At 67.2% G+C, this 25,145-nt stretch carries 22 protein-coding genes; 20 read left to right on the top strand and 2 right to left on the bottom strand.

What is annotated here, in order from left to right; translation table 11 throughout:
- Positions 1-35 precede the first annotated feature (35 nt).
- Together ACTWJ5_RS12880 and ACTWJ5_RS12885 are read right to left on the bottom strand one after the other, a co-directional pair.
- Positions 36-1,325: an HD-GYP domain-containing protein gene (locus tag ACTWJ5_RS12880; RefSeq protein WP_253390200.1), complete on the bottom strand. Its 1,290-nt coding sequence runs from the start codon at positions 1,323-1,325 to the stop codon at positions 36-38.
- A gap of 129 nt (positions 1,326-1,454) precedes the next feature.
- On the bottom strand, positions 1,455-2,360 hold the full coding sequence (locus ACTWJ5_RS12885; RefSeq protein ID WP_074980648.1) for a LysR family transcriptional regulator: 906 nt from the start codon (positions 2,358-2,360) through the stop codon (positions 1,455-1,457).
- A gap of 601 nt (positions 2,361-2,961) precedes the next feature.
- Between ACTWJ5_RS12885 and ACTWJ5_RS12890 the strand changes: the two genes are divergently transcribed.
- The 20 genes from ACTWJ5_RS12890 to ACTWJ5_RS12985 all read left to right on the top strand — a co-directional run bounded on the left by ACTWJ5_RS12890 (position 2,962) and on the right by ACTWJ5_RS12985 (position 25,097).
- Positions 2,962-3,948, top strand: a complete 987-nt coding sequence (locus tag ACTWJ5_RS12890; RefSeq protein ID WP_245323039.1) for an SMP-30/gluconolactonase/LRE family protein — start codon at positions 2,962-2,964, stop codon at positions 3,946-3,948.
- Positions 3,949-4,007: 59 nt separating this feature from the next.
- Positions 4,008-5,684 carry a DUF1302 domain-containing protein gene (locus ACTWJ5_RS12895; RefSeq protein WP_245323040.1) on the top strand — a complete coding sequence of 559 codons (1,677 nt, stop codon included), beginning with the start codon at positions 4,008-4,010 and terminating at the stop codon, positions 5,682-5,684.
- A gap of 18 nt (positions 5,685-5,702) precedes the next feature.
- Positions 5,703-7,073: a DUF1329 domain-containing protein gene (locus ACTWJ5_RS12900; protein WP_074980646.1), complete on the top strand. Its 1,371-nt coding sequence runs from the start codon at positions 5,703-5,705 to the stop codon at positions 7,071-7,073.
- 81 nt (positions 7,074-7,154) lie between these two features.
- Positions 7,155-9,017 carry a phytoene desaturase family protein gene (locus ACTWJ5_RS12905; protein ID WP_116423995.1) on the top strand — a complete coding sequence of 621 codons (1,863 nt, stop codon included), beginning with the start codon at positions 7,155-7,157 and terminating at the stop codon, positions 9,015-9,017.
- A 26-nt stretch (positions 9,018-9,043) separates the two neighbouring features.
- Positions 9,044-9,976: a VOC family protein gene (locus tag ACTWJ5_RS12910; protein WP_074980644.1), complete on the top strand. Its 933-nt coding sequence runs from the start codon at positions 9,044-9,046 to the stop codon at positions 9,974-9,976.
- A gap of 10 nt (positions 9,977-9,986) precedes the next feature.
- Positions 9,987-10,370 carry a Rieske (2Fe-2S) protein gene (locus ACTWJ5_RS12915; protein WP_074980643.1) on the top strand — a complete coding sequence of 128 codons (384 nt, stop codon included), beginning with the start codon at positions 9,987-9,989 and terminating at the stop codon, positions 10,368-10,370.
- Positions 10,371-10,392: 22 nt separating this feature from the next.
- Complete coding sequence (locus tag ACTWJ5_RS12920) at positions 10,393-11,556, top strand: alpha/beta hydrolase family protein (RefSeq protein WP_074980642.1); 1,164 nt, start codon at positions 10,393-10,395, stop codon at positions 11,554-11,556.
- A gap of 34 nt (positions 11,557-11,590) precedes the next feature.
- A complete protein-coding gene (locus ACTWJ5_RS12925) occupies positions 11,591-12,724 on the top strand; it encodes an FAD-dependent oxidoreductase (protein ID WP_074980641.1) in 1,134 nt (377 codons plus the stop codon).
- Positions 12,725-12,952: 228 nt separating this feature from the next.
- A complete protein-coding gene (locus ACTWJ5_RS12930; RefSeq protein ID WP_074980640.1) occupies positions 12,953-13,696 on the top strand; it encodes an SDR family NAD(P)-dependent oxidoreductase in 744 nt (247 codons plus the stop codon).
- A 48-nt stretch (positions 13,697-13,744) separates the two neighbouring features.
- Complete coding sequence (locus tag ACTWJ5_RS12935; RefSeq protein WP_074980639.1) at positions 13,745-14,863, top strand: WD40/YVTN/BNR-like repeat-containing protein; 1,119 nt, start codon at positions 13,745-13,747, stop codon at positions 14,861-14,863.
- Between the two features lie 15 nt (positions 14,864-14,878).
- Entirely contained in the window at positions 14,879-17,281 is a 2,403-nt protein-coding gene (locus ACTWJ5_RS12940; RefSeq protein ID WP_074980638.1) for an efflux RND transporter permease subunit, read from the top strand.
- Positions 17,282-17,344: 63 nt separating this feature from the next.
- The gene (locus tag ACTWJ5_RS12945; RefSeq protein ID WP_444438899.1) at positions 17,345-17,893 is read left to right on the top strand and encodes a carboxymuconolactone decarboxylase family protein; all 549 of its coding nucleotides are present in this window, start codon (positions 17,345-17,347) and stop codon (positions 17,891-17,893) included.
- Between the two features lie 56 nt (positions 17,894-17,949).
- Positions 17,950-19,233, top strand: coding sequence for a histidinol dehydrogenase (hisD, locus tag ACTWJ5_RS12950; RefSeq protein ID WP_444438900.1), 1,284 nt, complete (start codon positions 17,950-17,952; stop codon positions 19,231-19,233).
- A 3-nt stretch (positions 19,234-19,236) separates the two neighbouring features.
- The gene (locus tag ACTWJ5_RS12955) at positions 19,237-19,992 is read left to right on the top strand and encodes an SDR family NAD(P)-dependent oxidoreductase (protein ID WP_444438902.1); all 756 of its coding nucleotides are present in this window, start codon (positions 19,237-19,239) and stop codon (positions 19,990-19,992) included.
- Between the two features lie 17 nt (positions 19,993-20,009).
- Entirely contained in the window at positions 20,010-20,468 is a 459-nt protein-coding gene (locus ACTWJ5_RS12960; protein ID WP_245323041.1) for a VOC family protein, read from the top strand.
- Complete coding sequence (locus tag ACTWJ5_RS12965) at positions 20,465-21,451, top strand: fumarylacetoacetate hydrolase family protein (protein WP_444438903.1); 987 nt, start codon at positions 20,465-20,467, stop codon at positions 21,449-21,451. Before ACTWJ5_RS12960 ends, ACTWJ5_RS12965 begins: the two co-directional genes overlap by 4 nt.
- Positions 21,448-22,410: an NAD-dependent epimerase/dehydratase family protein gene (locus tag ACTWJ5_RS12970; protein ID WP_444438904.1), complete on the top strand. Its 963-nt coding sequence runs from the start codon at positions 21,448-21,450 to the stop codon at positions 22,408-22,410. The genes ACTWJ5_RS12965 and ACTWJ5_RS12970 overlap by 4 nt, the downstream gene beginning before the upstream one ends.
- Positions 22,411-22,448: 38 nt before the next feature.
- Entirely contained in the window at positions 22,449-22,979 is a 531-nt protein-coding gene (locus ACTWJ5_RS12975) for a nuclear transport factor 2 family protein (RefSeq protein ID WP_256514934.1), read from the top strand.
- A gap of 96 nt (positions 22,980-23,075) precedes the next feature.
- Positions 23,076-24,320 carry an MFS transporter gene (locus ACTWJ5_RS12980; RefSeq protein ID WP_444438906.1) on the top strand — a complete coding sequence of 415 codons (1,245 nt, stop codon included), beginning with the start codon at positions 23,076-23,078 and terminating at the stop codon, positions 24,318-24,320.
- Complete coding sequence (locus ACTWJ5_RS12985) at positions 24,321-25,097, top strand: SDR family NAD(P)-dependent oxidoreductase (protein WP_074980630.1); 777 nt, start codon at positions 24,321-24,323, stop codon at positions 25,095-25,097.
- Positions 25,098-25,145 lie beyond the last annotated feature (48 nt).

Genomic DNA, 25,145 nt, shown 5'->3' on the forward strand with positions numbered 1-25,145 from the left:
CGGGGCGCGATCGACAGGCCGGTACCTGGACTCGGCTAAAGATTCTCGGGAACGAGCAGCCCCTTCCTGCGGTAGTGCTCGATGTCGATGCCAAAGGCGCCGCTGGGGTGGACCAGGTAGAGGTAATAGGGTTTTCCCTGGTCGTCCTTCGGGTTCGTGGCCAGGTCGATGACCCGTTCCCGGCAGGGTTGCTTGTCGGCGTCCAGCACTCTCAGCAGCTTGGGCTTGAGCTTGTTGCCGGGCGGGCAGCCGATGATGATGCCGATTTCGCCATTGCTCAGCTCGGCGATCTCGCCCGGCGGGTAGATGCCGATGAGCTTGACGAAGTGCGCGACCATCTCTTCGTCGAAGTGCGTGCCGGCTGCATCAAATATTATCCGCAGCGCTTCCAGGCTGGAGCGCCCCTTGCTGTAGACCCTGTCGCTGGTGATGGCGTCATAGGCGTCGACTATCGCTACCAGCTTCGCCACTTGTGGGATTTTGTCGTGCCGCAGGCCCCGGGGATAGCCGCTGCCGTCCAGGCGTTCATGGTGGCAGTAGGCGGCATCGACGGCCGCCGGCGGGACGTCGCTGGTGCTCATGAGCAGCTTGCGGCCGCTGTCGGCGTGGGTCTGCATGATCAGGTATTCGTCCGCCGACAGCCTGCCGTTCTTGGTCAGTATCGGTAGCGGAACCTTGATCTTCCCGAGGTCGTGGAGCATGCCGCACATGCCGATATCGACCAGTTCCCGTGGCAGCATGTCGAGCCTGCGGCCCAGGGAAATCGCATAGATGGCCGTTCTCAGCGAGTGCTCGGCGGTGTAGTCGTCCTTGTTCCTGATCTGGGTGAGCCAGAGCATTGCCGCGGGGTTGCGCAGAATACTGTCGACGCACTTCTCGATGGTGCGCTTGACCCCGGGGATGTCCAGGGCCTGGCCGAGACGCACCGCGTCCAGCAGGCCCCGGGAAACCTCCAGCGCTTCGCCCCAGGTCTGCTGCGCCTGCTCTATCTCCTGCCGGAAATCCACCTTGCCAATGAGTGGCACAAGCTCCGCGTGGGTATCCCCGGGGACGCCGTCGGGCTGGGACCGGGCCTCGACCCAGGCATGCTTGGCTACCTGCCTGATCCGCTCCAGTTCCTTGAGGGTCCTGATCTGGAAGCCACGGAACAGAAACGGGGTGTTCTCCCAGGACTCGTCGAGTTCCAGCACATACATCCCGACGGTCAATTCGCAAACATCGATCCTTACCCTGTCTTTGCCACGCAATCGTTGTTTTCTCTGTGCAGTTTTCTTTACGAATAATGTCAATATGACATCATTTTTATCGGTTTCATTGATCTGCATCAGTGGAATGGTTTTCTTGTTTTCTGTTTATGCGGGGCGCTTCAAGGATTTTTTCTGACTCTTGCGGCAGGGGTAGAGGCCGGTGTTCGATAAAGCTGCATGTCGGTTTGCTTCCAGAAACGTCGACATCTAGATGGATGCAGCAACCTCTACGATCAGGCTGCGCAGCCAGGTCAGCCCAGGGTCGTGCTGCTGGTACTTGTTCCACTGCATGGCGATGGTCAGGCGTGGGGCGGTCCAGGGCAACGGCAGGATCTTGAGGGGCAGGTAGGTGACCCAGCGCTCCGCCAGCAGGCGGTGCATCGTGGCCAGCCGTTCGGTGCCTATCAGGTAGGACGGCACGCTGTTGAAGGTGTTCGTGATCACGTCGAAGCGGCGCTCGATGTCGAACTTGTGCAGGAACCACTCGTCCACGGTGGGAACCCGCTTTTCGCCCCAGCGCACCAGCACGTGCTTCATCTGCTTGTACTGCTCGAAGCTCAGGGTCGCCTCGGTCAGCGGGTTGTCGCGGCACATCACGCAGACGAATTCATCCTGGAACAGGGCTTGCGACGGGTGTTCGGTGGTGATCTGCAGGTCCGGCAGGAGCAGCAGGTCGATCTCGCCACGCTCGATCTGTTCGGTGGGCGCGTTGTGCGGCGGGAACATCTCTATCGAGCACAGGGGCGCGGAGTGGTTGATCCGCCGGCTCACCTCCGGCATCAGCACGGTACCGACGTAGTCGGAGACGATGAGGCTGAATTTCCGGCTGGATTCCGCAGGTTTGAACAATGCGCGGTTTTCCAGGGTGGCACGCATCTGGATCAGCAACTCGCGGATCGGCAGCGCCAGGCCGTCACCCACCGGCGTGCGCACCATCCGGCGCCCGATCTGCACCAGCAGGTCGTCCTGGAAGTAGTCGCGCAGGCGGGCGAGGGCGGCGCTGGTGGCCGGCTGGCTGAGGTGCAGGCGCTCGCCCGCACGGGTGATGTTCTGTTCGGTGAGCAGGACGTCGAGGACGACCAGCAGGTTGAGGTCCAGACCGTAGAAACGCATCGGATTCGCTCTTGTCGGCACGTCGGATGCCTGCCGATGGCGGGCGCCGAGATGATTGTTGTTGTTTTACCCGGCTGGGGAGCGGGGCTTTTTACAATCCATCGCAGTTATGGTTTGTATGTCAATTAAAAATTTCCCGAATGGTTCAGGGTTGCGTAATTTCGTCACTGCCCCGTCGCAGAACCGACAGGGGAAGACGCCAGGCCGATTGCCGCGGCGTACAGAACAAGAACGAAAACCGGAGATGACCATGCGCTGCCACGCCTCAGGTACGTCCGGGCAGGACCTTGCCCCTTGCGCTTCGCTGCCGGCCAGTTCTGGCCCGGCATTCACCGACTCCTTCCTGAATCCGCCCGGGCCTCCCGAATGCGCGCGACCGCGCCGGGACGCCGCCTGGGCATGACCCCCGCGTACCCGTCGATCTGACGCCTCGTCCGGGCGCAGCGCGGGCACAGGTTCCATTACCCGACTCACCTGGTGCCGGCCGAAAGGCCCGGCGAGGTCCGGCTGCGCCGTCGATGGCGGCTGCACGGCCGGCGCCAGCAGTCCAGCACAGAGGTATCGCATGATGGGTGGACACAATCCTCTCAAGGGATGGCAAGTGGAGCGGCAAGCCATCCAGTTCATCGGGCATGACTTGCAACGTCCGGAGTGCATAGTCGCGCAGCCCGACGGCACGCTCTGGGCCGCCGATGCCCGCGGAGGCGTGATGCGCATCGGCGCCGACGGCAGCCAGGCGCTGCTGGCGCCGCAGCAGGCGGCGGTTGCCGAGGTGTCCTTCGAGCAGCGCTACGTGCAGTCCCAGGGCGCCTCGCTGCCCAACGGCCTGGCGCTGACCGCCGAGGGCGACTTCATCATCTGCAACTGGGGCCTGGATCGCATCGAGCGCCTGGACCGCCAGGGCCACCTGCAGGTACTGCACGACCACCTGCACGGTCGCCCGCTGGGCAAGACCAACTTCCCCCTGCTCGATTCCAGGGGGCGCATCTGGTTCACCGTGACCACGACCATGCAGCCATGGACCGACTCGATAAATTCCGGTGTGCTCGATGGCTACATCGGGGTGATCGACGAGAAGGGCATCCGCATCGTCGCCGAGGGTTTCGGCGGCACCAACGAGATTCGTTTCGACGACAACGAGCAATGGCTCTACGTGGTCGAGAGCAACGTGCGGCGCATCTCGCGCTTGCGCCTGCGTCCCGACGGCTCCCTGGGCGAGCGGGAAATCTATGGGCCCAGCGAACTGGAGGGCTTCCCCGACGGCTTCGCCTTCGACAGCTACGGCAACCTCTGGGTGACGCTGGTGATGAGCGACAAGCTGATCGCCATCACGCCCGACGGCGAGGTGCTGACGCTGCTCGACGACGGCGATCCGCAGGCCACCGCGCGGCTCAACCGGCACTACGCCGACAAGACCCTGACCCCCGAGATCATGGCCGCGGCCCGCGGCACCCTCGCGCCCTGGATGGCCAGCCTGACCTTTGGCGGTTCCGACCTGAAGACGGTTTACCTGGGCAGCCTGCAAGGCACCCGCATCCCCTGGTTCCGCGCCCCGGTGGCCGGCCAGGCGCTGATTCACTGGCGCTAGGCGCAGCCCCGGGGCGCCGAGCGCCGACATTGTCCCAAAACAAGAATAAGGATCAGACGATGAAACCCATGCGACACACGAAGTACCAGTCCCGGTTGTGCCCGGGCGTGCGCGGCCAGACCCTGGCCCTGGCGGTGATCGCCGCCTTCGGCAGCGCCTCCAGCGAAGCCTTCATGCTCGACACCGAGAACCCGGACCTGAAGGTGCTCTGGGATACCACGGCCAAGTACTCCACTGCGTTCCGCGTCAAGGGCCAGGACTCGCGCCTGACTCGCGAGCCCCAGGCGAACTGGCCCAACACCGACGACGGCGACCGCAACTTCGACAAGGGGCTGATCTCCAATCGCCTGGACGTGCTCACCGAATTCGACCTGACCTACCAGCAGCGCTACGGCTTCCGCGTGAGCGGCGCCGGCTGGTACGACACCGAGTACCACGGCCATAACGACAACGACTCGCCGGCCACCGCCAACGCCATCTCGGTGGACCATGACGAGTTCACCTCCGGCACGCGCAAGTTGCACGGCGGCAACGCGGAGGTGCTAGACGCCTTCGTGTTCGGCCGTTTCGACCTGGGCTCCATGCCGCTGACCGGCCGCCTCGGACGGCATACCACCTTGTGGGGCGAAAGCCTGTTCTTCGGCGGCAACGGCATCGCCAACGCCCAGGCGCCGATCGATGTGGTGAAGGCGCAGTCGGTACCCAACACGCAGTTCAAGGAACTGATGCGCCCGGTCAACCAGCTGTCCGGCCAGTTGCAGCTCACCCCGGACGTCGCCATTGGCGCCTATTACCAGCTGGAGTGGGAGAAGAGTCTGTTGCCGGGCGCCGGCAGCTATTTCTCCGGTGTCGACTTCCTCAGCAACGGTGCGGAACGAATGCTGCTGGCCAGCGACGGCAGCAGCTACTTCCGCCGCATCAGCGATATCAAGGCCAAGGACTCGGGGCAGGGCGGCGTGCAACTGCGCTTCCGTGTCGGCGAGGTGGACTATGGCCTGTACGCGGTGCGCTACAACGAGAAGACCCCGCAGATCTACATCCTGCCGGGCGTCGGCGCCGGCGCTACCGACTCGGGCTACCGCGCCGGCAGCTATCGCTGGGTCTACCCGGAAGACGTCCGCTCCTTCGGCGCCAGCGCTTCGCGTACCTTCGGCGAGGTGAACGTCGCCGGGGAGATTTCCATCCGCCGCAACACCCCGCTCAGCAGCGATGCCCAGGTGGATTCCACCGGTACCGCCGATGGCGACGGCAATGTCCTCTACGCGGTGGGCAACTCGGTGCACGCACAGGTCAACTGGATGGCCAGCCTGGGGCCCAACTTCATCTCCAACGAGGCCGACCTGCTGGGCGAGATCGCCTGGAACCGCCTGAGCAGCGTGACCAAGAACCGCAGCGCGCTGAACCCCAATGCCGACCGCGACGCCACCAACATCCGCATGGTCTACGAGCCGAAATACCGCCAGGTCTACCCGGGCCTCGACCTTTCGGTGCCGATGGGGGTGGGCTACGGCCTGGACGGCAACTCGGCGGTGGTGGGCTCGTTCCTCGGCGAGCATGTCGGCGACCTCAACGTGGGGCTGAACGCCACCTACCTGGACGTCTGGCGCTTCGGTGTTTCCTACACCCACTACTTCGGCCCCGTGGACAACGCCATCGATGCCGATGGCCACGGTTCCTACAAGCAAAACCTGGCGGACCGCGATTTCGTCGCGGTGACCCTGCGTCGCACCTTCTGATCCTGCTGGAGAACTGACATGAACGCCCACTCCCTGCCGCTGCGCACGGCCATCCTAGGCGCACTGCTGACCTTCGGTTCCCTGGCGCTGGCCGCCGTCTCGCCCCAGGAGGCCGAGCGCCTGAACAAGGACCTGACTCCCCTGGGAGGAGAGAAGGCCGGCAATGCCGACGGCAGCATCCCGGCCTGGACCGGCGGCTACACCCAGCCGATTCCCGGTTTCGTCAACGGCGGCCGCCGCCCCGATCCCTTCGCCAGCGAGAAACCGCTGCTGAGCATCAATGCAGGCAACATGAGCCAGTACGCCGACAAGCTCTCCGAAGGCGTCAAGGCGATGATGCAGAAGTACCCGGACAGCTTCCGCATCGACGTCTACCCGAGCCACCGCACCGCCGCGGCCCCTCAGTGGGTGTATGACAACACCCTGAAGAACGCCTCCAGCGCCAGGCTCGACAACGGCAAGCTGGAAGGTGCCTATGGCGGCATTCCTTTCCCGATCCCGCAAAGTGCCGAGGAGATCATGTGGAACCACTTGCTGCGCTGGCGTGGTTCGTCCTGGCACGTCGACGTGCGCGGCGTGCAGACCACCGCCAACGGCAACCACGTGCCCAGCGTGCTGGCCTCGGGGTCGTTCGAGATGCCGTACTACCTCAAGGAAGGCTCGCCGGAACAGCTGAAGAGCCGCTACGGCAACAACTACTGGATGATCCGCATGCTCAACTACGGACCGCCGATCCGTGCCGGCGAGGCCATCACCGGGCACGAGAACCTTGATCCGGACAGCACCCAGTCGTGGGTCTACCTGACCGGCCAGCGCCGCGTGCGCAAGCTGCCCAACGCCTGCTGCGACACACCGACGCCGGCCAGCGCGGGCATCTCCATGTTCGACCAGACCGACGTCTTCACCGGCCGCCTGGACCGCTTCAACTGGAAGATCGTCGGCAAGAAGGAGATGTACATCCCCTACAACACCAACCGCCTGTTGCAGCGCACTTCCAAGGAAGTGCTGCTGGACCACCACATCAACCCGCAGGACATGCGCTTCGAACTGCACCGCGTCTGGGTGGTCGAGGCCACGGTCGCCCCCGGCAAGCGCCACCTGGCGCCCAAGCGGCGCTACTACGTCGACGAGGACACCTGGATCGCCGTGCTGGCCGACCACTGGGACGCCAATGGCCAGCTCTGGCAGATGGGCTTCGCCGATCCGATAGTGATGCCCGATATTCCCGCCACCGCGTCGCCGCAGAGCTTCGGGTTCTACGACCTGATCTCCGGCAGCTGGTACTTCGACGGCATGCTCAACGACTCCAAGGAGCAGTACAAGATCGTGCCGACCTATCCGGAAACCACCTTCACCCCGGAAGCGATGGCCGGCGAAGGGGTTCGTTGAGTACCTGAGGTCCCGCCCCCGCGAGGGGGCCGGGAACGGTCGCCAGCGGCCGTTCCCTCCCGATTCAGCAAGGAGTTGAAGATGAGCAATACCCCCTACGACATCGTCGCCATGGGCGCCGGGCACAACGGCCTGGTGGCTGCGGCCTACCTGGCCAAGGCGGGCAAGAAGGTCCTGGTGCTGGAGCGCAAGGGCTATCCCGGCGGCGGCGTCACCACGCGCCAGCTCAATACCCCCGGCTATTGGCACGACGAGCATTCCAGCGTGCACATCATGATCCAGGGCAACCCGATGCTGCGCCAGGATGAACTGGGCCTGCTCAGCCAGCACGGGCTGAAGTACCACTACTCGCCGGTGCCGCACGCCACCATCTTCCCGGACCAGTCGGCGCTGTTCACCTACAGGGACGTCGACAAGACCTGCGAATGCTTCGCCAAGGTCTCGCCGAAGGATGCCGAGACCTATCGCAACTTCGTGAAGCTCAGCCAGAACATCCTGCAGATGTTCATGCCCGGCCTGTACGCGCCGCCGCCGCCGCTGGGCGAACTGGTGGCGATGCTCGACCGCAGCGATGAAGGCCGCTTGATGCTGGACTACATGAATCGCGACTGCCTGGACCTGGTCAACCAGCTCTACGAGAGCGACAAGATCAAGATCCACCTGCTGCGCCTGGTCAGCGAGAACCTGCAGGCGCCCAACGAACTGGGCACCGGCATGGGCGTGCTGCTGATGCCCGGGATCATCCACACCTACGGCGTTTCACAACCCATCGGCGGCAGCGGCAAGCTGACCGAGTCGCTGGTGCGCTGCATCGAGTCCCACGGCGGCGAGGTGCGCTGCAACGCCGAGGTGGCGCAGATCCTCACCAGCGGCGGCCGCGCCAGCGGCGTGCGCCTGAGCAGCGGCGAGACCATCCAGGCCCGTGACGCGGTGATCGGCGCCATCCACCCCCACGTCGTGCGCAAGTTCGTCGAGGGTGTGCCCGAGCCGGTGCTGGCGCGGGCGGAACGCGCGACCCTGGCGCCGTTCTCGATCATGGTCAGCCACTACGACCTGAAGGAGAACTGCAAGTACCACGCGGGCGAGGAGGTGGGGTACGCCACCATGCTGGAGTTCATGGCCACCGACTCGCTGGACGAGATGCTGGCCGATTTCGACGAACTCAAGCGCGGCTACATCAGCCAGCGCCGCCTGTGCGCCGGCGGTGATGAAAGCATCGGCGACAAGACCCGCGTCCCCGCCGGGGCCGGCATGTTCCATGGCATCACCTTCGCGCCCTACAAGGTCAACGACCCGCGCTGGAAGGACCGCCACTGGGACGACTTCAAGGAAGAGATCGGCGACCTGTCGCTGGAGCACTACCGCAAGTTCGTGAGCAACCTGACCGGCGACAACATCATCGCCCGCAGCATCGTCAGCCCGGTCGACCTGGAGCGCTCCAGCCCCAACAGCATGATGCGCGGCGACCTGCATGGCGTGGCGCCTTACTTCTATCAGAGCGCCGGCCACCGTCCGACGCCGGACCTCGGCCAGTTCACCGTGCCCGGCGTGGAGCGGCTGTACCTCGCCGGTCCGTTCCAGCATCCCGGCGGCGGTGTCTACGGCGCCGGCCGGGCCACCGCGATCAAGATGTTCGAGCAACTGGGCATGGACTTCGGCGCGGTCTCCTCCGGCGTGCGCGAGGACCTGCCGCCACCGGCCGGCCAGGCCGCAGCCGCCCGCGAGGGCATGGTGCTGCGCGGGCCGGCGGACGAGGAGCTGATGCACGTCGAGTCGATCCGCCGGGTCGGCGACGAGCTGGTGATCAAGGGCAAGAGCTTCGGCACCTTGCCCATGGAGGCACGGCTGGACGGCGCCGCCACGCGGGCCGGCCTGAAGATGCTGAGCCTCAAGGACATGGCGTTTCTCGCCAGCCTGCCGTTCCGCAAAGCCAAGCAGTCCTGAGCGATCCGGGACAGGAGCAAAGCACCATGAATATCGTCGGTCTTGAATACCTGGTCTTCGGCGTCGAAGACCTCCAGGGCGCCCACCAGTACCTGGTTGACTACGGCCTGCGCGTGCAGGACTACGACCCGGCGGGCGGCGGCGTCTACGTCGCCCTCGATGGCACCGGCCTCATCGTGCGGCGCAGCGATGCGCCCGGCCTGCCACCGCTGCCGCCGGGGGCGGTTTCGCCTTCACTGCGCGAGACCGTCTATGGCGTGGCCGACGAGGCCACGCTGGCGGCGATCCGCGACGAGCTCGGGCGTGACCGGGAGCTGCGCATCGACGCCGATGGCAGCCTGCACTGCCTGGACGACGGCGGCTTCGGCGTGGCTTTCATGGTCACCCGCCGGCAGCCGATCCAGGCGCGCTACCTGGGCTTCAACGTGCCGGGCCAGGCGCCGGGGCGGGCCCCCAACGACTGCGCCGCGGACCCCGATGCCCATATCGAACCGCGCTCGCTGTCGCACGTGGTGTATTTCGTCTCCGACGTGGACAAGGCCGAGGCCTTCTACCGGCGCCTGGGCTTCGTGGTCACCGACCGCTTCAACCACCTCGGCCCGTTCATGCGCCCGGCCGGCACCCTGGATCACCACACGCTGTTCATGATCCAGAGCCAGAACGAGCACATGGTCGGCTGCAACCACTTCACCTTCCACCTGGGCTCGGCCGGCGAGGTCCTGCAGCAGGGCTGGCGCTTCGTCAAGAAGGGCTATCGCAGCTTCTGGGGGCCGGGGCGGCACATCATGGGCAGCAACTACTTCTGGTACTTCAACAGCCCCTTTGGCGCCGTGATGGAAATGGACGCCGACATGGACCAGCACGACGAACTGTGGGCGGCACGGGCGATGGACCCCGGCTCGGACAACTCGCAGATCTTCCTCTTCGACGCCATCGACAAATGGGCGCCGGGTGAGTGAGGAAGCGGCCATGCCGGATGAACAACTGCTCTGCCTGCTCCGGGACATTCCCGACGGCGGCGCCCGGGGCCTGTTGCGCGAGGGGCGGGACGACCGGGTATTCGCGGTGCGCCAGGGCGAGGAGGTGTTCGTCTGGCTCAACGACTGCCCGCACAACCATCGCCCGCTGGACTACCGGCAGGACATGTTTCTCTCCGGCGATGGCCAGCACATCGTCTGCTTCGCCCATTCCGCGCACTTCGACATCCGCGCCGGACACTGCTTCGCCGGACCCTGCGTCGGCCAGCGCCTGACGCCAGTGCAGGCGCGCGTGGCGGCCGACGGCGGCGTGTGGATTCCCCGGCAACTCCCGGCCGCGCCGGCGCCGCAGCGGCGCGTGGCCAGGCATCCCTGATTTCAAGCTAAAGGTCGAACCCATGTTTCAGTACTTTCCCACCAACTATGTCTGGAGCCTCTCGACGATGATCGCCCTGACCCACGGCGGCAACATCGGGGAGGTGGATGCGATGTGCGCCCCCCTGCTGGACGTCGCCAGGGCAGGGGATGACCCCGGCACCGAGGCTTTTTTCCAGGCCTGGAAGGGCGGCGGCGACAAGCTGGTCGAACTGGCCGACGCGGACCTGGCGCGTGGGCGCAAGCGTTCCGCGGGTGACAAGCTGGGGCGCGCCGCCCTGTACTACACCATCGCCGAGCGCATGCAGGCGCACGGCTACGAGCACCGCCTGGCGCTGTACAAGCGTTCGCTCGAACTCTTCGAGCAGAGCCGCCAGCTGCGCCACGAGAACTGCCAGCGGGTCGAGATTCCCTATGGCGAGGCCTGCATCAGCGGCCTCTACGTTCGCGCCGAGGGCCTTGCCCCCGGAGCCCGAGCGCCCATCGTGGTGATCATGAACGGCCTCGACAGCACCAAGGAGATGCTGCAGAAGAGTGTCATGGGCAGCCAGTTCGCCGAGCGCGGCCTGTCGGCACTGTTCATCGACCAGCCGGGAACCGGCGAAGCCTTGCGCCTGCATGGCATGCCGGCGGTGCATGACACCGAGGTGTGGGCGAGCCGGGTGGTCGACTGGCTGGAGACACACCCCGAGGTGGACCCTCGTCGCATCGGCGCGCTCGGGGTTTCCCTGGGCGGCTACTACTGTCCGCGCGCCGTGGCCTTCGAGCCGCGCTTCGCCTGCGGCGCGGTCTGGGGCGCCAACCACGACTGGCGGGCCGTGCAACAGGCACGCCTGAAGCGCGAGGGCGAAAATCCCGTTCCGCACTACTGGAAGCACGTGCAATGGGTGTTCGGCGCCCGCGACCTCGACGACTTCTTCGCCAGGGCCGAGCACATGCACCTGGACGGGGTGCTCGAGCGCATCCGCGTGCCCTTCCTCGTCACCCACGGCGAGAATGACCGCCAGATCCCCCTGCGCTATGCCCATCTCACCTTCGAGCAACTGGTCAACAGCCCGGACAAGGAGCTGATCGTCTTCACCGACCGCGAAGGCGGCGTCGAACACAGCTCGCTGGACAACCCCGGCAATGCCGGAGCCCTGATCGCCGACTGGCTGGCGGAACGACTGGGCGGAACCACCGAATGAGCCTACAGGCACAGATGCATCCAGGAGAAAGACCATGGCACTGATTCAGCGTGCGCTCGTTGTCGGTGGGGGGATCGGCGGCATGTGCGCCGCCATCGAACTGAGCAAGCAGGGCATCGCCGTCGAGCTGGTGGAGATCAACCCGAACTGGGCGCCTGACGGTGCCGGCATCACCATCAGCGGGCCGACGCTGCGTGCCCTGCGGCAGATCGGCGTGGTCGACGAGGTGTTGCACGAAGGTGGCTCCTGGCGGGCCATCGACATCTGTGACGCCAACGGCAACGTCACCCGCACGGTGCCGATAGCCGCCATTCCAGGCGCCGAGGACCTGCCGGGGGCGGCCGGCATTCTGCGGCCGGTGCTGGCCCGCATCTTGGCCCGGGCGACCGAGCGGGCAGGAGTGCGCGTACGCCTGGGGCAGAGCTTCCGGGACATGCGCCAGGACGAGGCAGGGGTGGACGTGCTGTTCAGCGACGGCACTGGCGAACGCTACGACCTGGTGATAGGCGCCGACGGGGTCAACTCGGCAGTGCGCAAGCTCGTATTGCCTGATTTCCCCGGCCCGCGCTTCACCGGGCAGGGTTCGTGGCGTGCCGTGGTGCCGCGGCAGAGGGAGAATTCCACGGTCTACATGGGGCGTACCACCAAGGCCGGGGTGAACCCCATCAGCGACAGCGAATGCTACCTGTTCGTCCTCGACAAGCGCGAGGGCATGGACTTCATTCCGCCGGAGGAGTGGCCGGGCAAGCTGGCCGAGTTGCTGGGGGAGTTCGGTGGCCAGGTCGCCGAGATCCGCGAGGGCATCCTCGATGGCTCGCTGCGCAACCACCGTCTGCTGTACCGGCCGCTGGCCGGGCACATGATAGGGGCGCCCTGGCACAAGGGGCGCATCGTATTGCTGGGCGACACCGTGCATGCCACCACGCCGCACCTGGCGTCCGGCGCGGGCATCGCCATCGAGGGCGCCATCGTCCTGGCCGAGGAGCTGGGCCGGCGGCACTCGCTGGAAGGCGCGCTGACGGCCTACGCCGGGCGCCACTTCGACCGCGCCAGCCTGGTAGTGCGCGCCTCCGGGCGGCTGGGGCAGATCGAGCAGGAAGGCGGCTCGCTGGAAGAGCACACCCGGGTGATGATCACGGCCCAGGAGGCCCTGCGCGCACCCATCTGAGAGGCCCCGGCCGCTCCGAATGCCCGTGCCCGCCCATCCCTTGCCAGGGAGGTGGTAGGCACGGGCATTCGCTTTTGGGCGGGGAGCGTTGACTCATTTGTTCCATGGATACCTTGGATTCCGACAAACGATTTCCCGAATGAATAGGCGGGCGATAAGGTCGTTGCCATAGAGCCGGGCGGCCAAGCGGGCGCCCCGATAACAAGAACAACAACCAGGAGACTCATCGTGCAGAGTACTCACCAAGGCCGCGTCGCGGTCATCACCGGCGCCGCTGGCGCCCTGGGCCACCACTTCGCCTGCCACCTGGCCCGCCAGGGATGCCACCTGGCCATGGCCGACCTGAGCCTCCCCGAAGAAGCCGTCGCCGCGGTGCGCGAACTGGGCGCCGAAGTCTATGCCGAGGCCTTCGACCTGGCCGACGCCGAGGCCCTGCGACGCTTCGCGGGCAAGGTGCTGGAGCGCTTCGGGCGCTGCGACATCCTGGTCAACAATGCCGCCTACATGCCGCTGGTTCCTTTCGCCGAACTGACCCTGGAATGCTTCCGGCGCTTCGAGGCGGTGAACGTCGAGGCCTCGCTGCTGCTGGCCCAGTGCTTCGCCCCGGACATGGCCAGCCGTGGATACGGCCGTATCGTGCAGATCGCCTCCAGCACCGTGGGCAATCCGATGCCCAACTTCGCCGCCTACATCACCACCAAGATGGCCGGTATCGGCCTGGTCCGCGCCCTGGCCGCCGAGCTTGGCCCGCAGGGCATCACCGTCAATGCGATTTCCCCAGGGCTCACGCGCACCGCGGCGTCGGAGAAGAACCTGCCGCCGGCGCTGTTCGCCGCGGTGTGCGAACAGCAGTTGATCAAGCGCAACGGCGTGCCGGAAGACCTGTGCGGGCTGCTCGCCTTCATCACCTCGGAAGAGGCGGGTTTCATCACCGGCCAGGTGCTCAACGCCGACGGCGGCACGGTGTTCTGATCACGCCGCAGCGCCGTCACCGCCATAACAATTACAAGAGTCAGCGTCATGCAGATTGCCTTGCCCAGCGGCTCGCGCCGCCGCGTTGCCACGCGTCCATGGTGTTCATCGATCCTTGCCGTTTCCCTGGTTCTGGTCAGCGGTGCGTTCGGTGCCGGTGCGCCGGCTGCCCTGCCGCTGGCCGATGCCGATAGCCGTCCTGCGCTGCACGCGGAGTCTTTCGAACAGGCGGCCATCCTCGCCCTGCAGGACACCGGCAGGCGCCTGGTGGCGGTGGGCGAGCGCGGCCTGATCCTGCTGTCCGAGGATGGCGGCAGGCATTGGCGCCAGGCACGCGTGCCGGTCAGCGTGACCCTCACCGCCGTGCGCTTCCCCACGCCCGAGCAGGGCTGGGCCGTGGGGCATTTCGGCACCGTGCTGCACAGCGACGACGGCGGCCTGAGCTGGAGTGTCCAGCTGCGCGGCGGCCAGGCAGCCCAGCTCGTGCTGGACGAGGCCCAGGCGCGCGACGGGGCCGATAGCCAGTCCAGTGCCGTGAGCAACGCCCAGCGCCTGGTCGAGGACGGCCCGGACAAGCCCTTCCTCGACCTGCACTTCGCCGACGAGAAGCACGGCTTCGTCATCGGCGCCTACAACCTGATCCTGCGAACCGACGATGGCGGCCGCAGCTGGCAGTCGCTTTCCACCCGCCTCGACAACCCGGGCTCACGGCATCTGTATGCGATTGCCGGGGCGGGAGCCTACCTCTATATCGTCGGCGAGGAGGGCAGGGTGTTCCGCTCCGCCGACCATGGCGCCAGCTTCACCCGCCTGAACACGCCCTACCAGGGCAGCTACTTCACCGTCAGCGCCCACGGCGACAGCCTGGTGGTCGCCGGCCTGCGCGGCAATGCCTTCCGTTCCGACGACCACGGCCAGAGCTGGAGCCGGCTGGCGCTGCCACAACCGGTGTCGGTGGTGGCCAGCCAGCTGCAGCGCGATGGTAGTGTGCTGCTCCTCGACCAGGCCGGCCAGCTATGGCAGGGCGGCTCGTCCGGCACGCGCCTGGAGCCGCTGGCGCGCACGGCGCTGCCGGCACCCACGGCAATGCTCCGCAACGCCGCCGGCGAGCTGCTGGTCAGCAGCCTGCAAGGTATCGCCCAGCCGGCCATGCCGGCGCAGCACTGAAGAGCCGAGGTCGTCATGCAACAGCCCGCATCCAGCAGCTTCCCCATCGTCGCCAGCCTGGCCGATTTCGATCGGCAGTCCGGCAGCCTGGTCGAGCGCCTCCTGTTCAACCATCGCCTCGCGGTCATCGCGCTGTGCCTGCTGGCAACCCTGCTGCTGGGGTGGAAAGCCCTGGGGCTGCAGCTCAATGCCAGCTTCGAGAAGACCATCCCGGCCAACCATCCGTACATCGCCAACTACCTGCGCCACCAGGACGACCTGCGCGGGCTGGGCAACGCCATACGCATCGGCGTGGTCAGCCGTTCCGGAAGCATCTATGGCGCGGCTTACCTGGAGGCCCTGCGCAAGCTCAACGACGAGGTGTTCCTGATTCCAGGCGTGGACCGTGCCGGCATGAAGTCGCTGTGGACGCCGAACACCCGCTGGACCGGCGTGACCGAGGAGGGCATGGAAGGCGGCCCGGTGATCCCCGATGGCTACGATGGCTCGCCGGCCAGCCTGCGCCAGCTGCGCGCCAACGTCGACCGCTCCGGCGAAATCGGCCAGCTGGTGGCCGCGGACGGCAGCGCCAGCGTAATCTACGTGCCTCTGCTCAGCCGCCTGCCCGACGGCAGCAAGCTGGACTATGCGCAGTTGTCCGCACGCCTGGAGGACCTGCGCACGCATTACCAGCAGGGCGATATCGAGCTGCACATCACCGGCTTCGCCAAGATCGTCGGGGACCTCATCGACGGCCTGCGCGAGGTGCTGACCTTCTTCGCCATCGCCGTGGTCATCGTGACCGCCATGGTGTTCTGGTACACCCGCTGCGTGCGCAGTACCGCCCTGGTCGTCGCCAGCTCGCTGATCGCGGTGATCTGGCAACTGGGGCTGATCAGAACCCTGGGCTACGACCTGGACCCGTACTCGATGCTGGTGCCTTTCCTGGTCTTCGCCATCGGCATGAGCCACGGCGCGCAGAAGATGAACGGCATCATGCAGGACATCGGCCGCGGCACCCACAAGTACGTTGCCGCGCGCTTCACCTTCCGCCGCCTGTTCCTCGCCGGGCTCACCGCCTTGCTGGCCGACGCGGTGGGCTTCGCCGTGCTCCTGGTGATCGACATCCGGGTGATCCAGGAACTGGCCGTCGCCGCCAGCCTGGGCGTGGCCGTGCTGATCTTCACCAACCTGATCCTGTTGCCGATCCTGCTCTCGTTCAGCGGCGTCAGCGCCGGTGCCGCCGCGCGCAGCCTGCGCGCCGAGCAGGCCGGCGCGCGCCATCCGCTGTGGCGCCTGCTCGACCGCTTCACCCGCCGCCGGGGCGCCGTGCTGGCGCTGGCCGTCGCCGTGCTGCTGGCCGGACTGGGGGCGCTGGGCAGCCACCAGCTGAAGATCGGCGACCTCGACCCGGGGGCCCCGGAACTGCGTGACGATTCGCGCTACAACCGCGACGTGGTCTTCATGAACCAGCGTTTCGGCGCCAGCAGCGACCTCTTCGCCGTGATGGTGGAAACCGACGGCAACGGCAGCTGTGCCGGCTACGAGGTGCTCAAGCGGGTCGACGCGCTGGAGTGGCAGCTGCGCCAGCTGCCGGGCGTGGAGTCGACCAACTCGCTGGCGCGGCTGAACCGCCAGGTGCTCGTCGGCCTCAACGAAGGCAACCCGAAATGGTTCGAGCTGATCAAGAACCAGTCGATGCTCAACTTCATCACCGCCGGGGCGCCGCGCGGCCTGTACAACGACGCCTGCGACCTGCTGACCCTCTACGTGTACCTGAAGGATCACAAGGCCGACACCTTGTCGCGCGTGGTCGGCGCGGTGGAGGCTTTCGCCGCCGCCAACGACGGGGACGGCATTCACTTCAGGCTGGCCGGGGGCAGCGCCGGCATAGACGCGGCGACCAATATCGTGGTCAAGCAGGCCTGGCGGCAGATGCTGTTCCTGGTCTACGGCGCGGTGATCCTGCTGTGCTTCGTCACCTTCCGTTCCTGGCGCGCCGTGCTGGTGGCGGTCCTGCCGCTGATGCTCACCTCCCTGCTGGCCGAGGCGTTGATGGTGGCCCTGGGCATGGGCGTGAAGGTCGCCACCTTGCCGGTGATCGCCCTGGGCGTGGGGATCGGCGTGGACTACGCGCTCTACATCCTCTCTGTGACCCTGGCGCGCATGCGCGCCGGCGACAGCCTCTCGGACGCCTACTACGCGGCGCTGACCTTCACCGGCAAGGTGGTCCTGCTGACCGGCCTGACCCTGGCGGTGGGCGTCGCCACCTGGGCCTTCTCGGCCATCAAGTTCCAGGCCGACATGGGCGTGCTGCTGGCCTTCATGTTCCTCTGGAACATGCTCGGCGCCATGGTCCTGCTGCCGGCGCTGGCCTGTTTCCTCCTGCCCAGGCCCCGGCCCGCACAGGCCGAGGCCCTGCAGCCGAGCACCGCCTGATCCAACTGAACGGCGGCCGCGCCGGCCGCCCATCCCCCTCCGACTGATCGCTGGAGATCGACTATGCCGGGCATTCCCTACAAGCCCTCGGACGCTGCCGGCCCGCCGGACGTATTGGCCCCCATCCTCGAACGCCGTGGCGGCACGCTGCTCAACATCGACCGCATGCTGCTGCACAGCGTGCCCTTCACCCAAGGCTGGGGCGCGCTGCTGGGCAAGGTGCGCAACGAGCTGGGGCTGCCGGAGAAGCTGCGAGAGCTGGCGCTGTGCTCGGTGTGCGGGCTGTGCGGCGCCGAATACGAGATGCACCACCACGGCCCGCTGTTCCTCAAGGCCGGCGGCACGCCCGCGCAGTTCAACGCCCTGCGCGACCTGAAGAGCGCCATCGGCCACGAGGCGCTGTTCACCCCGCTGGAGCGGGCCGTGCTGCGCCTGGCGCTGGACATGACCCGCCAGGGCCGCGCGCCGGCGGGGCTGCTGGTGCAGCTGCGCGGCGAACTGGGCGATACCCGCCTGGTGGAGCTGGTCGGCGTGATCGCCACCTACAACATGGTCGCCCGCTTCGTCGTCACCCTCGGCGTCGAGGTGGAAAGCGTGGCGGCCTGGACCTGATGAGCAAGCAAGCCCTCGCCCCTGGCGAGGGGCAACCGAAAACGGAGAAACCAGCAATGATCCAGTATCTGAAGAAAGGCAAACCGGCCGAGGTCAAGGCCGAGCTCAACACCCAGGTGCGCGCCACCGTCGAGCAGATCATCCGAGACATCGAGGCGCGCGGCGAGGCGGCGGTGCGCGAGTACTCCGAGAAGTTCGACAAGTGGAACCCGCCATCGCTGCGCCTGAGCCAGGAAGAGATCCAGGCCTGCATCGACTCGCTGAGCCCGCAGGCGCTGGAGGACATCCGGTTCGCCCAGGCGCAGATCCGCCGCTTCGCCCAGGTGCAGCTGATGTCGCTGCGCGACGTCGAAGTGGAGACCCTGCCCGGCGTGGTGCTCGGCCACCGCAATATCCCGGTCAACTCGGTGGGCTGCTACATCCCCGGCGGCAAGTACCCGCTGCTGGCCTCGGCGCACATGAGCGTGCTGACCGCCAAGGTCGCCGGGGTCAAGCGCGTGATCGCCTGCGCGCCGCCGTTCGACGGCAAGCCCTCGGCCGAGATCATCGCCGCCATGGCCCTGGCCGGCGCCGACGAAATCTACGTGATGGGCGGCGTGCAGGGTGTCGCCGCCATGGCCCTGGGCACCGAGAGCATCGCGCCGGTGGACATGATCGTCGGCCCGGGCAACGCCTACGTCGCCGAGGCCAAGCGTCAACTCTACGGGCGCGTGGGGATCGACCTGTTCGCCGGGCCCACCGAGACCATGGTGATCTGCGACGACAGCGTGGATGCCGAACTGGTCGCCGTCGACCTGCTCGGCCAGGCCGAGCACGGACCGACTTCCCCGGCCTTCTGCCTGACCACCAGCCGCAAGATCGCCGAGGAGCTGCCGGCGGCCATCGAGAAGGTGCTCGAACGCCTGGACACTGCGGCGGTGGCCAGCGTCGCCTGGCGCGACTACGGCGAGATCATCCTCTGCGACAGCGACGAGGAGATGCTCCAGGAGTCCGAGCGCATCTGCTCCGAGCACGTGCAGGTGATGACCCGCGACCCCGACTGGTTCCTCCAGCGCATGACCCGCTACGGCGCGCTGTTCCTCGGCCACCGTACCAACGTGTCGTACGGCGACAAGGTCATCGGCACCAACCACACCCTGCCGACCATGGGCGCGGGCCGCTACACCGGTGGCCTGTGGGCGGGCAAGTTCATCAAGACGCACACCTACCAGCGCGTGCTGACCGACGAGGCCTCGGTGCTGATCGGCGAATACTGCTCGCGCCTGTGCGCCCTCGAACACTTCGCCGGGCACAAGGAGCAGGCGGACATCCGCGTGCGCCGCCTGAAGAAGACGGCCTGAGCCATGGGCGTATCCCTGCAGGGCCGGGTGGCCGTTGTCAGCGGTGGCGCCGGCGGCATAGGCGCGGCGATCTGCCGGACGCTGGCGGCGGCCGGGGCGAACCTGGTGGTGGGCTACAACAGCTCCCGCGAGCCCGCGCTGCGTCTGGTCGAGGAACTGGTGGAAACCGGCGGCGCGCATTGCGCGTTGCCGGTCCCGGTGACCGACAGCGTGGCGCTTGCCGGGCTGGCGGCGGAAGTGGAACGGCGTTATGGCCGTTGCGACCTGCTGGTGAACTGTGCCGGCACCACGCGCTACGTCCCCCATGACGACCTCGATGGCCTCGACGACGAGCTGTTCGAGCGGATACTCGCCACCAATGTGCGCGGCCCCTTCGCCACGTTGCGGGCACTGCGTCCTCTGCTGCAGCGCAGCGACGCCGCGCTGGTGGTGAACATCTCCTCCATCGCCGCGGTGAGCGCCATGGGCAGCAATGTCGCCTACTGCGCGTCCAAGGCGGCGCTGGACAACATGACCCGCTCGCTGGCCCGCGCGCTGGCGCCGGCGATCCGCGTGGTGTCGGTGTCGCCGGGGCTGGCCGACACCGAGTTCGTCCAGCGCATGGACCGCGCCTGGCGCGACGAGCAGGCCGAGCGCACGCCGCTGCGGCGCCTGGCCGAACCACGGGAGGTGGCCGATGCCGTGCTGGCTGCGGCCACCCATCTGACCTTCACCACCGGCGCCGTCATCCCTGTGGATGGCGGTCGCCCCCTGAGCTGAGCGACAGGAGCGCAGCGATGAATTCGACCCTGCCGGAGATACGCCCGCATCACGTCGGCATCAGCGTGCCGGACATCGACGCCGCCATCGGCTGGTACCAGCGCATGCTCGGCTTCGAGCTGGAGATGCGCGCCTTCATCGACATCATCCCGGCGGACGTGGCCTTCGTCCGCCGCGGCGACTTCCGCCTGGAGCTGTTCCAGGTCGAGGGCGCCGCGCCGCTGCCGGCCGAGCGCCGCGAACCCAACCAGGACGTGCGCACCCATGGCAACAAGCACCTGTGCCTGGCCGTGCGGGATGTCCCGGCGACGGTCGCCGGGCTGCGGGAGAAGGGCGCCGACATCGTCTTCGAGAAGGTGGTGCAGGGCACGCCCATGGCGTTCATCCGCGACAACTCGGGAAACCTGCTGGAGCTGATCCAGTGCCCCGAGCTGTGGGCGTCATCCACAAGCGATTGCAAGGAGAACACTCAATGAAACTGGCGACCCTGAGGGACGGCAGCCGCGATGGCCGGCTGCTGGTGGTGTCACGCGATCTCGCCCGTGCGTGCCTTGCCCAGGCCGCGCCCACGCTACAGGCGGCCATCGAGCGCTGGGATGAGCTGGAGCCCGCGCTGCAGGCCGAATACGCCGCGCTGAACGCCGGCACGGCGACGGATGCCTTCGTCTTCGAGCCGGCGCAGGTCATGGCGCCGTTGCCGCGCGCCTACCAGTTCGTCGACGCTTCGGCCTTCCTCAATCACGGCGAGATCATGGAGCGCGCCTATGACCTCGACGTGAAGAAGGAAAGCGGCGTGCCCATCCTGGTCCAGCGCCAGGGCGACGACTTCCTCGGCCCCCGCGACGACTATCCCTTCCCGAGCGAGCAGGACAACTGCGACTTCGAAGGAGAAGTGGCTGTGCTGCTGGATGACGTGCCCATGGGCGTGACGGCGCAGGAGGCCCAGGCGCACATCAAGCTGTTCCTGCTGCTCAACGACGTGTCCATGCGCGCGCACCTGTTCCGCGAGCTGTCGATGGGCTTCGGCTTCATCAACGCCAAGCCCGCCACCGTGTTCGCCCCGGTGGCGGTGACGCCGGACGAGCTGGGCGAGGCCTGGCGCGACGGACGGGTGCACCTGGACCTGCAGGTGAGCCGCAACGGGGAATGGTTCGGCAACCCCAATGGCGCGGAGATGGACTTCTCCTTCGGCGAGCTGATCACCCACCTGGCCTACAACCGGAACCTGCGCGCCGGCACCGTGCTGGCCTCGGGGACCTTCTCCAACCGTGGCTACCGCGAGGTCGGCTCGGCCTGCCTGGCCGAGCGCCGGGCGATCGAGAAGCTCGAACAGGGTGAGCCGCGCACCGGCTTCATGCGCTTCGGCGAGGTGCTGCGCTTCGAGATGCTCGACCTCGACGGCCAGTCGCTGTTCGGCGCCATCGAGCAGCGCCTGGTGTCCACGGAGGGCAGGGCATGAACGTACTGGTAACCGGCGGCAACGGCTTCGTCGGCCGCGAGCTGGTCAAGCGCCTGTTGGCGGCTGCTTCGCCATTGCCGGAAGGGGCCCCGCTGCGGCGCCTGACCGTGGTGGACATGGGCGGCGAGCACCTGCCGGCCGACCCGCGGCTGCATCTGGTCAGTGGCAGCATCGCCGATCCGGCGGTGCTGGATGCCGCGCTGGAGGTGGCGCCGGACCTGGTGTTCCACTTGGCGAGCATTCCCGGCGGGGCCGCCGAGCGCAATTTCGAGCTGGGCCTGCAGGTCAACCTCCACGCGACCCTCGCGCTGTTCCAGCGGCTCGCCCGGCAGGGCAGGTGCCCGCGGGTGGTCTTCACCAGCACCATCGCGGTCTACGGCTCGCCGCTGCCCGCGCAGGTGGACGATGCCTCGCCGTTGCGCCCTGGGTTGTCCTACGGGGCGCACAAGCTGGTTGGCGAAATCCTCCTGGAGGACTACAGCCGCCGCGGCCTGCTGGATGGCCGCATCCTGCGCCTGCCCGGCATAGTCGCCAGGCCGCCGGAACCCTCGGGGCTGCTGTCGGCTTTCATGAGCGACCTGTTCTGGAAGCTGGCCGCCGGCGAGCCCTTCCGTTGCCCGGTGTCCGCCGGCGCGGTGGCCTGGTGGATGTCGGTCGGCTGCTGTGCCGGGAACCTGCTGCATGCGGCCCGGCTGCTGCCCGAGCAGGTCGCTGCGCGACGCGTCTATACCCTGCCGGTGCTGCGCCTGAGCGTGGCGGAAGTGGTGGAGGGGCTGGCCGCACGCTTCGGAGAAGAACGCCGGGCGCTGGTCGACTACCAGCCCGATGCACAGCTGGAGGCCGCCTTCGGTTGTCTCCCGCCGCTGGATGCCCGCGCCGCGCAAGCGATCGGTTTCCGCCACGACGGCAGCGTGCAGTCGCTGGTGGACAACGCCATGGCCTGGCGCGAGCCGGTCTGAATTTTTCCTCGTACAACAACAAAGAGAGAGGCAAGACCATGAAGCTGAACAAGTTCGCCGCCGTACTCGCCGTCACCGCCATGGCCCTGGGCGCAATCGCCGGCGCCTACGCCGCCGATGCCAGCGCGCCGGACGAGGGACACGTGGTTGACCGGCAGAGCTTCGAGCACTACCTGGCGTTGTTCAACCAGAAGAACCCGGCTGCGTTCGAGAAGTACTACGCGCCCAACGTGCGCATGTCCAACGGCGGGCTGGTGTTCAACAGCATCCCGGAGGTGGAGGCGCACTACCGCAAGATCTGGGGGGCGATGGACGAGAAGGTCAACCTCGAGGAGTTCCTCTTCGATGGCAAGACCCTCGCCGTGCAACTGCTCGTGACCTTCGACGTGCCAAGGGATGCGGCGAATACGCCGTTCGGCCCGCTGCGCAAGGGCGAACGCTTCCAGTTCCATGGGCCGATCTTCTACAAGCTCAACGACCAAGGTAAGTTCACCGACATCAAGGTCGGCTACTACAGCTTCAGCCGTACCACCGATGGCGTCACCCATTCCATGGGGATGCCGCACTAGCGCCTGCGGTTGCGGCGCGTCTTCGTCCCGGCTTCCCGGGCGAGGGCCGCCGCCCCTGTCGACTCGATCTGATACAAGAACAAACCGGAGAGTCCGATGAGCTCATCCAGCCTGGCCCGTTCGCCGAAGGCGGCGCTGGCGACCTACCTGCTGCTGCTGGTCAACTGCCTGTCCCCCATGGCGGCTATCGTCATAGCACCGAGCCTGCCCCAGATGCAGGCGCATTTCGCCGACGTGCCCCACGTCGAGTTCCTGGTTCCGGTCGCATTGACCATTCCCGGCCTGCTGGTCGCCCTGCTCAGCCCGCTGGTGGGCGTGCTCGCCGACCGTTTCGGGCGCAAGCGCCTGCTGATCTGGGCAATCGTCGGCTACGGCGTGCTCGGGACCCTGCCGATGTTCCTGCAATCGTTGCATGCGATCATCGCCAGCCGCGTCGCGCTGGGCTGCGTGGAGGCGGTGATAGTGACCGTCAGCACCATGCTGATCGGCGACTACTACAGCGGTGCCCAGCGCCAGAAGTACCTGGCCCTGCAGACGACCTTCGCCTCGACCTCGGCGATCCTCTTCTTCATGATCGGCGGCGCCCTGGGCGAGTTGGGCTGGCGCGTGCCGTACGTGGTCTATTCGTTGCCATTGCTGCTGGCGCTGTTCTGCCAGTTGCTGCTGTGGGAGCCCCTGCCGGCGGAGCTGGCCCGGGCCGAGGAGGAAAGCCGTGGCGGCCCGCAGGTCTTCCGGCCCTACCTGCTGCTGGGGATCTGCCTGATCACCTTCGTCGGCGCGGTCGCCTTCATGGTCCTGCAGATCCAGATGGCCTACCTGCTGGCTGGCATCGGCGAGCACTCGCCACGCAGCGCCGGCCTGATCGCCTCGGCGTGCAGCGTGATGATCGTCCTGGGCACCCTCTCGGTGCACCTGCTGGTGCGCCTGGGGCTGCGCACGCCGCATTGCCTGACCCTGGCCTTCGGCCTGATCGCCGCGAGCTTCCTGCTGATTCCTGGCGTCCACGACAGCCGCGGGATGCTCGCGGTCGCCCTGGTCAACGGCCTGGGCTGCGGCCTGCTGCTTCCGACGCTGGCCATCTGGAACATGCGCGAGCTGCCCTGGTTCCGCCGCGGCCTGGGAACCGGCATGTGGTACGGCAGCTACTGCCTCGGCATGTTCCTCAGCCCGATCCTGGTGGTTGCCCTGAGCCGCGCCAGCGGGGCGCTGCCGGTCACCGTGGGGTGGCTGGGCTGGGCCCTGGTGCCTGTCGTCCTGGCCGCCTTCGTCGCCTGCCTGTGCCGATACAAGCGCAAGAGATGCATCGTCCGCGTGGTGGCCCGCAACCTGGAGGACGCCTGAATGACCAAGGGACAACGTCTGGCCGGCAAGGTCGCCATCGTCACCGGTATCGGCAGCGGCATCGGCCAGGGCTGCGCCCTGCTGTTCGCCCGGGAAGGGGCGCGGGTGGTGGGGTGCGACATAGATGCCGCGGCCGCCGAGCGGACGCTGGCGATGGCCCGCGAACAGGGGCTGGAGCTGCTCAGCCTGCACCCCTGCGACCTGACCGAGCCGCAGGACGCCAGGCGCCTGGTGGAGTTCGCCGTCGCCAGCCACGGCGGCATCGATGTCCTGGTCAACGCGGCGGCGTTCGGTGCCTTCGCCTGGATCGAGGACATGGACTACCAGAGCCAGTGGCGGCGGACGCTGAGCGGGGAGCTGGACCTCGTCTTCCTGCTCTGCCAGGCTGCCTGGCCTCATCTGAAGCGGCGCGGCGGCTCCATCGTCAACTTCGCCTCGGCCAATGCCTGGATGGCCCTGGAAGGTTCGCCGGCACTGGCCCACTGCGCCGGCAAGGGCGGCGTACTGGCGATGACCCGGCAACTGGCCCTGGAGGGTGGGCCACACCGGATCCGCGCCAACAGCATCTCGCCCGGGCTGATCGAGACCAATGCCACCCGCGAGCACCTGGCGCGCGACCCCGCGTTCCTCCAGGCCGCGCTCGACAAGCAGATGCTGCGCCAGCGCATCGGGCAGCCGGAGGACGTCGCCTGGGCCGCGCTGTACCTGGCCAGCGACGAGTCCGCCTGGGTCACCGGCAGCGACCTGAAGGTGGACGGCGGCGCCACCGCCGGATGACCCCAGGGGCGGGGTGCCGGCCGGCGCCTCGCCTCGTTCCCGTAGGCC

The organism is Pseudomonas sp. A6 (genome assembly GCF_052367875.1).
Taxonomy (GTDB): Bacteria; Pseudomonadota; Gammaproteobacteria; order Pseudomonadales; family Pseudomonadaceae; genus Pseudomonas; species Pseudomonas citronellolis.

Excerpts from the sequence above, each read along its gene's own strand:
- ACTWJ5_RS12880 (WP_253390200.1), bottom strand. The coding sequence starts at position 1,325 with ATGCAGATCAATGAAACCGATAAAAATGATGTCATATTGACATTATTC.
- ACTWJ5_RS12885 (WP_074980648.1), bottom strand. The coding sequence starts at position 2,360 with ATGCGTTTCTACGGTCTGGACCTCAACCTGCTGGTCGTCCTCGACGTC.
- ACTWJ5_RS12895 (WP_245323040.1), top strand. The coding sequence starts at position 4,008 with ATGAAACCCATGCGACACACGAAGTACCAGTCCCGGTTGTGCCCGGGC.
- ACTWJ5_RS12900 (WP_074980646.1), top strand. The coding sequence starts at position 5,703 with ATGAACGCCCACTCCCTGCCGCTGCGCACGGCCATCCTAGGCGCACTG.
- ACTWJ5_RS12905 (WP_116423995.1), top strand. The coding sequence starts at position 7,155 with ATGAGCAATACCCCCTACGACATCGTCGCCATGGGCGCCGGGCACAAC.
- ACTWJ5_RS12910 (WP_074980644.1), top strand. The coding sequence starts at position 9,044 with ATGAATATCGTCGGTCTTGAATACCTGGTCTTCGGCGTCGAAGACCTC.
- ACTWJ5_RS12915 (WP_074980643.1), top strand. The coding sequence starts at position 9,987 with ATGCCGGATGAACAACTGCTCTGCCTGCTCCGGGACATTCCCGACGGC.
- ACTWJ5_RS12920 (WP_074980642.1), top strand. The coding sequence starts at position 10,393 with ATGTTTCAGTACTTTCCCACCAACTATGTCTGGAGCCTCTCGACGATG.
- ACTWJ5_RS12925 (WP_074980641.1), top strand. The coding sequence starts at position 11,591 with ATGGCACTGATTCAGCGTGCGCTCGTTGTCGGTGGGGGGATCGGCGGC.
- ACTWJ5_RS12935 (WP_074980639.1), top strand. The coding sequence starts at position 13,745 with ATGCAGATTGCCTTGCCCAGCGGCTCGCGCCGCCGCGTTGCCACGCGT.
- ACTWJ5_RS12940 (WP_074980638.1), top strand. The coding sequence starts at position 14,879 with ATGCAACAGCCCGCATCCAGCAGCTTCCCCATCGTCGCCAGCCTGGCC.
- ACTWJ5_RS12945 (WP_444438899.1), top strand. The coding sequence starts at position 17,345 with ATGCCGGGCATTCCCTACAAGCCCTCGGACGCTGCCGGCCCGCCGGAC.
- hisD (WP_444438900.1), top strand. The coding sequence starts at position 17,950 with ATGATCCAGTATCTGAAGAAAGGCAAACCGGCCGAGGTCAAGGCCGAG.
- ACTWJ5_RS12955 (WP_444438902.1), top strand. The coding sequence starts at position 19,237 with ATGGGCGTATCCCTGCAGGGCCGGGTGGCCGTTGTCAGCGGTGGCGCC.
- ACTWJ5_RS12960 (WP_245323041.1), top strand. The coding sequence starts at position 20,010 with ATGAATTCGACCCTGCCGGAGATACGCCCGCATCACGTCGGCATCAGC.
- ACTWJ5_RS12965 (WP_444438903.1), top strand. The coding sequence starts at position 20,465 with ATGAAACTGGCGACCCTGAGGGACGGCAGCCGCGATGGCCGGCTGCTG.
- ACTWJ5_RS12970 (WP_444438904.1), top strand. The coding sequence starts at position 21,448 with ATGAACGTACTGGTAACCGGCGGCAACGGCTTCGTCGGCCGCGAGCTG.
- ACTWJ5_RS12975 (WP_256514934.1), top strand. The coding sequence starts at position 22,449 with ATGAAGCTGAACAAGTTCGCCGCCGTACTCGCCGTCACCGCCATGGCC.
- ACTWJ5_RS12980 (WP_444438906.1), top strand. The coding sequence starts at position 23,076 with ATGAGCTCATCCAGCCTGGCCCGTTCGCCGAAGGCGGCGCTGGCGACC.
- ACTWJ5_RS12985 (WP_074980630.1), top strand. The coding sequence starts at position 24,321 with ATGACCAAGGGACAACGTCTGGCCGGCAAGGTCGCCATCGTCACCGGT.